The sequence below is a fragment of the Acinetobacter sp. UBA2063 genome, assembly GCF_002333245.1.
GTDB lineage: Bacteria > Pseudomonadota > Gammaproteobacteria > Pseudomonadales > Moraxellaceae > Acinetobacter > Acinetobacter parvus.
Genome location: NZ_DDAH01000231.1, coordinates 558 through 8,346, shown reverse-complemented (window position 1 = coordinate 8,346; position 7,789 = coordinate 558). Strand labels below are relative to the sequence as shown.

Here is a 7,789-nt window from a genome sequence, read left to right as displayed (position 1 = left end):
CTTATCATTTTTTAACCGTGGTTTTTAGCAAACGATGTTATAAAAATTAATCACCTTTAAAAAATTTTTAAATATTTTCATTTAGAGGAAACATCATGAATTTACAACAAGTATTTGATCAATTAAACACGGTTCAAGCCAATCCAGCGATCAGCATTTTTGTTCCAACACATCGAACTTTTCCAGATAACCAGCAAGATGCAATTGCATTAAAAAATGCACTAAAAGAATTAGAAACTCGCTTATCTGAAGCCCATGATAAGCGTGAAGTTCAGACGCGATTAGAGCAAATTGAGAAAGAGCTTTCGGAGCATGATCACAATTATAATCTCGATACTTTAGCAATCTTCTCAACACCTGAAAGTACTCAAATTTTCAACTTCCCTTTCAAGGTAAAACCACGAGTCATTATTGATCAACATTTTGCTACACGAGACATTCTCCGTGAATTGAACAGTTCTGTGCATTATTACATGGTAATTGTTTCAAGAATGAATGGGCGATTATTTGAAGTATTTAACGATCAGCTCGTACATGAGTTTAATCAAGAAGATGAACTTCAAGGATTAGAATTCCCATTAGAAAACACGCATCTTTATACAACGAGCTCAAATGATCGCTCAAATGCCACGAAAGAAGAAAACTATATCAAAGAGTTTCTAAATCGTGTTGATAAAAGCGTTCAGGAAATCTATAAACAAAATCCTTTACCAATTATTGTCGTTGGTGATGAGCGTACCGTCTCTTTCTATCAACAAGTCTGTGACAATCCAAATGCGATTGTCGCCACTGTTACTAACAGTGCAAACTTAGAAGCAGAAGCACGCCTGATTATTGAAGAAGCCCAAGAGCAAGTAAATTTATACCGAACCAAACTTCAGGAAGTTGCTCAAACTGAAATCAATCAAGCAAAGAGTCAGAATTTATTGATTGAGGATTTATCATCAATTTACCGTGCTGCAAATGAGGGTCGCCTTGACCAAATCTTTATTAAAAAAGGTTACATACAGCCAGCGAATATTGATTCAGCAACGTCTACTGTTGAACTTGATACTGGTACGACGACGACTGATGATATAGTAGATGATATATTATCGACGGTAATCCATCATGGTGGTAAAGCTCATTTCTTAGATGCTGAGTTTTTAGATCATAATGCTAACTTATTAGCCAAGGCGCGCTATTAATAAAATACTCAAACTCATTGAAAATAAGGGCTTTAATGTCCTTATTTTCATCCAATAAGCAACACTTTTGAGATATGCTCAATCATTTATACCAACAACAAGGTAAATCATGACTTATTCTGTACAAGCTGAAAGCACTTTGACCCCTTATCGCGTAACACTGACTGATGCATCTGGCCATACATGGCATGCGGATGAGCCTGCTGATAAAGGTGGTCAAGATACAGCACCCAACCCTGTTCAGCTTTTACTTTCTGCTTTAGGTGCTTGCACTACCATTACCTTGGAAATGTACGCTAAACATAAAGGAATTAAGCTTGATCATGTTCAGGTCGATTTAGCTTTAAATCCCAATGCTGAACCTGAAGCAGGTCAAAACAACATTGAGCGCAAGATTACGCTAAAAGGTGAATTTACTGAAGAACAGCATAAACGCTTATTAAAAGTTGCGGAAAGTTGTCCTGTTCATAAATTATTAACGTCTAATATTTCGATTCAAACTGAACTTAGCATTTAATTTCATTCACAAAAAAAAGCGCCCTATTCAGGACGCTTTTTAACTATTAATTCAATTAAGCAGTCAACTCTTTAACCGCAGCAACAACTGCTTCAGTAGTAATACCGAAGAACTGGAACAAGTCTTTTGCTGGAGCAGATTCGCCGTAAGTGGTCATACCGATCACTTTGCCGTCTAAACCAACAAACTTCCACCAGTAATCCACATGAGCCGCTTCAACCGCTACACGCGCACGGATATGTGCAGGTAATACAGCTTCACGATATGCAGCATCTTGTTTCACAAACTCTTCAGCACATGGCATAGACACTACACGCACACCTTCAAGTTGTGCATACGCTTCCATTGCCAATGAAACTTCTGAACCTGTAGCAATAATGATTGCTTTCAACTCACCTTTTTCTTCAGCAAGTACATAACCACCTTTTGCAACGTTTTGAATTTGAGCTTCATTACGCACTTGGAATGGCAAGTTTTGACGAGAGAATATTAATGCTGTTGGACCTTCTTTACGCTGAAGAGCAGATTTCCAAGAAACAGCCGCTTCAACCGTATCGCATGGGCGCCAGGTATTTAAGTTTGGTGTACCGCGTAACGATGCAATTTGTTCGATTGGTTGATGCGTAGGGCCATCTTCACCTAAACCAATTGAGTCATGTGTATAAACATGAATCACACGTTGCTTCATCAATGCTGACATACGTACTGCATTACGTGCATATTCCATAAACATCAAGAATGTTGCAACGTAAGGAACAAAACCACCGTGTAAAGCTACACCATTTGCGATTGCGGTCATACCGAATTCACGAACGCCGTAATACACGTAGTTACCCGCTGGATTTTCTTGTACGCCTTGGCAACCTTTCCAAAGTGTTAAGTTAGAGCCAGCCAAGTCAGCAGAACCACCTAATAATTCAGGCAGTAATGGACCGAATGCCTGTAAAGTATTTTGGCTTGCTTTACGAGTTGCAATGGTTTCAGCTTTTGCATTGGTTTCAGCAATGAATGCATCAGCTTGTGCTGCAAATTCAGCAGGTAAATCACCATTGATGCGACGTAATAATTCAGCTGCTTCAGTTGGATATTTTGCTTGATATTGAGCAAATAATTCATTCCAAGCGGCTTCAGACGTTTGACCTTTTGCTTTTGCATCCCAAGCTGCATAAACATCTTCAGGAATAACAAATGCGTCTTCTTTCCAGCCTAATGCTTCACGTGTTAAAGCAATTTCGTCTTTGCCCAGTGGCGCACCGTGGCAATCTTCTTTACCTTGTTTGTTTGGTGAGCCTAAACCAATAATCGTTTTACAGATGATGATGGTTGGCTTATTGCTTTCAGCTTTCGCTTCAACAGTTGCTTGACGAATCGCATCAGCATCATGACCGTCTACACGAAGCACTTGCCAGCCATAAGCTTTGAAACGTTGCTCAGTATCATCACTAAACCAACCTTCTACTTCACCATCAATTGAAATCCCGTTGTCATCGTAGTAAGCAATCAACTTACCAAGACCTAAAGTACCTGCAAGTGAACATACTTCGTGCGAAATACCTTCCATCAAGCAGCCATCACCCAAGAAGCAATAAGTGAAGTGATCAACAACGTTTAAACCATTTTTGTTAAATTGCGCAGCTAAAGTTCTTTCAGCTAAAGCAAAACCAACAGCATTGGCAATCCCCTGACCCAATGGACCTGTTGTGGTTTCGATACCAGGTGCATAACCCAATTCTGGATGACCTGGAGTTTTAGAGTGTAATTGACGGAACTGTTTTAAATCTTCAATAGATAATTCATAACCCGTCAAATGCAATAATGCATATTGCAACATTGAGCCGTGACCATTAGACAATACAAAGCGGTCACGGTTCACCCATTGAGGGTTACTTGGGTTATGATTTAAAAATTCGCGCCAAACTACGTCAGCGATATCTGCCATCCCCATTGGAGCACCAGGATGCCCTGAGTTTGCTTGTTGCACAGCATCCATAGCCAAGACACGAATTGCATTTGCAATACGGCGTTCATTTAAAGGGGTTGTCATAAGTCAGAATCCGATTAAATCAATAAGATGTAGAGAAGATGAGAAATCATCTTTCAAAAACTGCGACTATTGTCTTAAAAAAACAAGATGGGGTAAAGTGCAATACACGATATTTCTTATATTTTGATCATTCAAATACAATTCTTTATATAAATGCTCACCATCTAAACAACCACTAAAATACATTCATTCCAATATGAAAATTTACAATTCAGGAAAACTTTATTAATTAAAGCATTAATATTAGTTTTACTGATACGCATATCAATAAAAACACAATGAAAATGAAATAAATTCATGCATTTTAGTCAGCTTATGCTAGTCCTATCCGCCAAGTCGATGTAACATACTCTGTCTTTTTGAAAATAACCATGATAGGACGTTCATGCGCGAGTATGCTGTTTTTACTTCAGAATCTGTAAGCGAAGGTCATCCAGACAAAATGGCTGACCAAATTAGTGATGCTATTTTAGATGCAATCCTAAAAGAAGACCCGTATGCGCGTGTCGCTTGTGAAACATTAGTAAAAACAGGTGCGGTTGTTCTTGCTGGTGAAATTACAACGACAGCAAATGTCGACTTTGAAGCAATTGTGCGTCAAACCGTAAATGGTATTGGCTATCATCACTCTGATTTAGGTTTCGACGGATCAACTTGTGCCGTGATCAATATGATTGGTAAACAATCTCCAGAGATTGCTCAAGGTGTTGACCGTCAAAAACCTGAAGATCAAGGTGCTGGCGACCAAGGCTTAATGTTCGGTTATGCAAGCCGTGAGACAGATGTACTCATGCCTGCCCCAATTTCTTATGCGCACCGTTTAATGGAGCGTCAAGCAGAATTACGCCGTTCAGGTGCTTTACCTTGGTTACGTCCAGATGCAAAAAGCCAAGTTACCTTTGCTTATGAAAATGGTATGCCAGTTCGTTTAGATGCAGTTGTATTATCAACTCAGCACGATCCTGAAATTAGTCAAGCTAACTTAAAAGAAGCTGTGATTGAAGAAATCGTAAAACCGATTATTCCTGCTGAAATGTTCCATGCAGGTACAAAATTCCATATCAATCCAACAGGTATGTTTGTGATTGGTGGTCCTGTAGGTGACTGTGGTCTAACTGGTCGTAAGATTATTGTCGATACTTATGGCGGTATGGCACGTCATGGTGGCGGTGCTTTCTCTGGTAAAGATCCATCAAAAGTTGACCGTTCTGCAGCCTATGCAGGTCGTTATGTTGCGAAAAATATTGTTGCTGCAGGTCTTGCTGACAAATGTGAAATTCAGGTGAGTTATGCAATCGGTGTTGCAGAGCCAACCTCCATTTCAATCAATACATTCAATACAGGCAAAGTTTCAGATGAGTTGATTATTCAATTGGTTCGTGAACACTTTGATTTACGTCCATACGGTATCACCCGCATGTTGAACCTGATCCAACCGATGTATAAGCAAACTGCTGCGTATGGCCACTTTGGTCGTGAGGGTTCAGACACTGCATTTACATGGGAAAAAACCGATAAGGTTGATGTGTTAAAAGATGCAGCTGGACTGTAACGTCTTACCTCATTTTAAAAGCTCGCTCATCGCGAGCTTTTTTATGCTCTCCTCACCTATGTCCTAAAATTTACATTGGGAACTATATTATTTTGATCTTGCACAGCATTTGCTAAAATACAATTTCAATCATTTCGGATACATGGTTATGACTCAATTGATCAACAAGGGTGGATTTCGCGAACGTGCAAACCGCACTCGTAAATACAAACAATCTGAAAATGAATTAACGACACTGGTTCCAAACCAATATCGTGCTGGTTTAAAAGAAACAGACCAACATACCCAGCCAGAGCAAAAAAAGGACAGCCCATCTAAAAATGAGGCATAAAAAAGCACACTGTTTGAAAGTGTGCCTTTATTAAAATCAACGCTAATTAATTCACATCTTTAAATTCAATTTTCTTTTGCTCAGGTTTCACTTCACGCGCTTCCCCGTCAATCACAGTTGAATCACGATATTGCCCGCCACCTTGCTGATTTTGCATCTCCTGCATTTGACGCATAAGATCAGCAAATGGATTCTGTCCACCAGCCGCACCGCTACCCATTCCACCCATCATTTGGTCCATCAGGGCTTGTTGACGCTTGGCCATCGTTTTCATGAGCGCGTTGCGGAAAGCAGTTTGAACGGCTGGGATAAGTACCAATACAGCCAGTACATCGGAAATCAAACCTGGTAACATTAGCAGAAAACCAGACATCGCAATTGCCAGCTTCTTGGTTACTGCTGGATCACTCCCAAGCTGTCCAGTCATCTGCATTTGCTGTAATTGCGGCATAATGTTGGAGGTGCTTGAGCGAACAAGGTTCAGACCAATGAAAAATGCAATGATGAACCAGAAAAAGACATACCACATACTTCCAACGAGGTCGCCCACGCCAATCCATACTAAAACTTCAGCAATTGTGCCAAATACCACGATAAGAAGTAGAGTCATGTCAAATCTCAAAATTAAAAACTTGTGCAAAAAACTGGTCAATTAGGCTGACACAATACATAAAATGAATTCAATAAATAAGTTGATGGGTACTTTTTTCAATTTATCAAGTGCTGTTAGTGTGAGCTGCATAAAAAAGCTCCCAATTAAATCATCACTAATTGAGAGCTTAGGCTTTCTCTAAAGATCAACCACAGTTTGCATTGCTGATTTTTTTAGTTTGTGGATCAATGGTCACCGTCACACGATTTTCCCGATAATCCATTGTGACTGGTTGGTTGGGCCCAACACTACGAACAATCTCAGATTTGGTTTTTTGCTTGATTTGTTCTTCACTTAAACCTGACTGGCCAATCAATTTTCGTGCTTCATCCGCCAAGCATTTCGGTTGATTAGCACGGAAGAATTCCCATTCTTCAACAATCTGACCATTGGCCAACTTACAATAGCCAACCTGACCATTGACTTCATTTCTGATCTCTAACTGGCCACCCTGCTCTACACAAAACTTGCTTGCTGGATTTACCATACCAATTTTTGGTGGAGTGAGTTCTTTATTTGGAGTAGATGAACACCCTGTAAGTGAAGTCAGGATTAAACCTAAAAATAAAAATTTTTTCATAAGTTTATATTCTTGCAAAAATGTAAAGATAACAAATAAATCAAATTATTATGTCTATTATTTGAAGCAAAACAGCGTCTACTGAATGATAATGTACTCGACACGAATTGCCTCATCCACTAAATAATGATCTTTAATCAGATAAAAATAAGGTTTATCTCTGATCCATTCATCCATCTCTAAAATGGCGTGGGTGTATCCTGTGATCGCTAAAAAATCTTTTGTGCCGATTGCATCCATAGGCTTATCCTTTTCCTCACGGTGCTTATTTTGGTGTAGCAGCATTAGTTGCAGCCGAATTGGCAGGAAAACAACGTAGAGCAACTGCGATTGCACAAGTAATGATGGGACTCACCCTTGCCAATGTGATTGGTGTTCCTATTGCAACTTGGCTTGGTCAGCAATTTGGTTGGAAATCTGGTTTTGAGTTTTCTGCCGTCCTTGCCTTTATTACTTTAATCGGTGTCAGCCTTTTCGCGCCCAATATTCCACTTCAAAAGACAGCCAGTATTAAAGCAGAATTGGCAGGCCTAAAAAACATCAATATATGGTTAACGCTGGCTGTTGGTGCAATCGGTTTTGGCGGCATGTTCTCTGTTTACAGTTATGTATCTCCAATTTTAACTGAGTATACCCATGCAGATATTCGTATAGTCCCGATTGCGCTAGCCATTTGGGGCGTTGGTATGGTGATTGGAGGTCTCGTTTCTGGTTGGCTGGCAGATAAAAGCCTATTTAAAACGATGATTGGAATTTTGGTGAGTTCTGCACTCGCCTTTGTACTTGCAAGTTTTATGATGTCTAATCTCTATACTGCGATTACAGCCTTATTTATGATTGGTTTCACTGTGATTGGGTTAGGTGGTGCATTACAAACACATTTAATGGACATCGCAGACGATGCACAAACATTAGCGGCATCATTA

8 protein-coding genes and 1 pseudogene are annotated in these 7,789 nt (G+C 39.7%); 5 read left to right on the top strand and 4 right to left on the bottom strand.

Going from position 1 to position 7,789, the window contains the following annotated elements; genetic code table 11:
* The first annotated feature begins 95 nt into the window (after positions 1 to 95).
* Both B4H32_RS10915 and B4H32_RS10910 read left to right on the top strand, forming a co-directional pair.
* Positions 96 to 1,187, top strand: a complete 1,092-nt coding sequence (locus B4H32_RS10915) for a hypothetical protein (protein WP_286803056.1) — start codon at positions 96 to 98, stop codon at positions 1,185 to 1,187.
* A 109-nt stretch (positions 1,188 to 1,296) separates the two neighbouring features.
* Positions 1,297 to 1,704, top strand: a complete 408-nt coding sequence (locus B4H32_RS10910) for an OsmC family protein (RefSeq protein WP_286803053.1) — start codon at positions 1,297 to 1,299, stop codon at positions 1,702 to 1,704.
* Positions 1,705 to 1,759: 55 nt separating this feature from the next.
* On the opposite strand, the gene tkt is transcribed toward B4H32_RS10910, so the two are convergent.
* Positions 1,760 to 3,748 carry a transketolase gene (gene tkt, locus B4H32_RS10905; protein ID WP_286803051.1) on the bottom strand — a complete coding sequence of 663 codons (1,989 nt, stop codon included), beginning with the start codon at positions 3,746 to 3,748 and terminating at the stop codon, positions 1,760 to 1,762.
* Positions 3,749 to 4,133: 385 nt separating this feature from the next.
* On the opposite strand from tkt, the gene metK reads away from it, so the two are divergent.
* Both metK and B4H32_RS10895 read left to right on the top strand, forming a co-directional pair.
* Positions 4,134 to 5,300, top strand: a complete 1,167-nt coding sequence (gene metK / locus B4H32_RS10900) for a methionine adenosyltransferase (RefSeq protein ID WP_004758144.1) — start codon at positions 4,134 to 4,136, stop codon at positions 5,298 to 5,300.
* A gap of 148 nt (positions 5,301 to 5,448) precedes the next feature.
* Complete coding sequence (locus B4H32_RS10895) at positions 5,449 to 5,631, top strand: hypothetical protein (RefSeq protein ID WP_004677645.1); 183 nt, start codon at positions 5,449 to 5,451, stop codon at positions 5,629 to 5,631.
* Positions 5,632 to 5,677: 46 nt separating this feature from the next.
* Here the strand turns inward: B4H32_RS10895 and B4H32_RS10890 are convergent, their stop codons facing one another.
* The 3 genes from B4H32_RS10890 to B4H32_RS10880 all read right to left on the bottom strand — a co-directional run bounded on the left by B4H32_RS10890 (position 5,678) and on the right by B4H32_RS10880 (position 7,103).
* On the bottom strand, positions 5,678 to 6,241 hold the full coding sequence (locus tag B4H32_RS10890) for an FxsA family protein (protein WP_004677647.1): 564 nt from the start codon (positions 6,239 to 6,241) through the stop codon (positions 5,678 to 5,680).
* Between the two features lie 187 nt (positions 6,242 to 6,428).
* The gene (locus B4H32_RS10885; RefSeq protein ID WP_286803049.1) at positions 6,429 to 6,863 is read right to left on the bottom strand and encodes an I78 family peptidase inhibitor; all 435 of its coding nucleotides are present in this window, start codon (positions 6,861 to 6,863) and stop codon (positions 6,429 to 6,431) included.
* 78 nt (positions 6,864 to 6,941) lie between these two features.
* Positions 6,942 to 7,103, bottom strand: a complete 162-nt coding sequence (locus B4H32_RS10880) for a hypothetical protein (RefSeq protein ID WP_004758147.1) — start codon at positions 7,101 to 7,103, stop codon at positions 6,942 to 6,944.
* Positions 7,104 to 7,114: 11 nt separating this feature from the next.
* Here B4H32_RS10880 and B4H32_RS10875 point away from each other — a divergent pair.
* A pseudogene (locus B4H32_RS10875) lies at positions 7,115 to 7,789 on the top strand (MFS transporter); the annotation flags it as partial.